Here is a 1,657-nt window from a genome sequence, read left to right on the forward strand (position 1 = left end):
AAGTCTGAAATCAATAGTAACTGATTGTACTCACGTAGAATGGCATAGCAAACAAGCCATCGAAAAGACGACTTTTTGGTAAATTAAGGATGTATGTATTACTCAGGTAGCTATTTGTAGAATGCGATAACCTTGAGCTTTTGCTATTAAAATCGCTTGCTCGACCGTGATCTCACGGTCTAAGGGAAAAACATCCGATTTTTTATAAAGCTCTGCGTTATACGGCTCTTTGTTCTTTAAGATGTGGTAGATAGCTGTTAATAGCATTCGCGCAATAGCAATAATGGCGCGTTTGTGACCTCGACGCTTTTTGAGTTTTAAGTAGCGGTTACGGATTTCAGGATGTTTTTCACTTTTGACGACAGCGGTGGCGCACTGTACCAAAAGTGGCTTGATGTAACAACCTGCTCTTGAAATTCTTACTGACTTTTTCTTGCCGGCACTCTCGTTGTTGGTGGGGGTTAGGCCTGCCCAGGAACACAAATGTTTGGCTGTGGGGAACACGTCCATATTGACACCTATTTCTGAAACCACGGCAATGGCGGAGTAGATGTTTTTGAAAGACGGCACAGACAAGATTAAGTTGATTTCTTCCAGATAGGACTCGGCAAGAGAAAGAATAATGGCTTCCAGATCCGCTTTACGTGAGGTCAGGTCTTCGCAGTGACCTTTGATCACCTTGATTTTCCCGACCTGCTCGGGAGTAATCAGTCCCTCAATGGCAAGCTCCAGTTCCGGGAGCTTTCCTTTCATAGATCCATGGATGAGAGGTTCAATGTCAAACGAAATATCGCTTGGATCGTCCAGAAGTTTTTCAATAATATTCATTGAACTCTTGCCGAAGGTATCCGAAACGACGTTGCCAAGTTGGATGTTGGAAACGGTTAAGCTGTTTTGAAGCCGATTTTTTTCGCTTGATGCAAAATTCGTCAGCTTAAAGCGATAGCGCATAAGGTCGCGCAGTTGCCGGATCGATAGCGGGGGCATAAAGCTCCCGGCAACAAGATCATGTTTAAACAAATCGGCGATCCATTTCGCATCCTTGGTGTCAGTCTTTTTGCCGCGAATGGCTTTGACGTATTTCGGATGTGCGAGCGTAATGCGGCAGGAATCTTCAAGAACATTGAAGACGGGAATCCAGTATTTGCCGGTAGATTCCATACAGACGTCCTTACAATCATGTTCACAAAGCCATTGTGACAGCTCTTTAAGCCCTTTGGTAAAGGTAGAAAAGCGATGGCGTTTGTAGATGGTTACGCCTTTGTTGTTGGTAGATGCAATACAGGCAACGACAAAGGTTTTGTGGACATCAATTCCACAGCAAATGGGATAAACGATTTTGAGGCCCATAAAAAGTGCTCCTTTCCAAGGTATACAGGGATAGGCAGCAGGGACTGATTGCCCAGCAATAAACGAGTTATGTTTATACAAAGATAAGTCTGCGTGCTCGAGGGTCACACTTATTTGTGCTTGGAAAGGCAATCTACACATATAAACATGCGGTCACCCCGTAAGGGGCAGCCCACTCACCTCCACGTGATTTGTAGTTTACTGGTATCCCTGCAAGTCTAGGATAAATAAAAATGAGCTCAAAGCACAATGATTTCATGTCGTTTTGTGCCTTGAGCGAAGCGAAAGGAATGGGTATAAACATGAA

At 44.1% G+C, this 1,657-nt stretch carries 1 protein-coding gene; it reads right to left on the reverse strand.

Translation table 11 applies throughout. The features are described from left to right. Nucleotides 1–102: 102 nt before the first annotated feature. On the reverse strand, nucleotides 103–1,350 hold the full coding sequence (locus KXG62_RS33750; protein ID WP_218096387.1) for an IS110 family RNA-guided transposase: 1,248 nt from the start codon (nucleotides 1,348–1,350) through the stop codon (nucleotides 103–105). Between the last annotated feature and the right edge of the window lie 307 nt (nucleotides 1,351–1,657).

Source organism: Paenibacillus solanacearum, from assembly GCF_910593845.1.
GTDB lineage: Bacteria > Bacillota > Bacilli > Paenibacillales > NBRC-103111 > Paenibacillus_G > Paenibacillus_G solanacearum.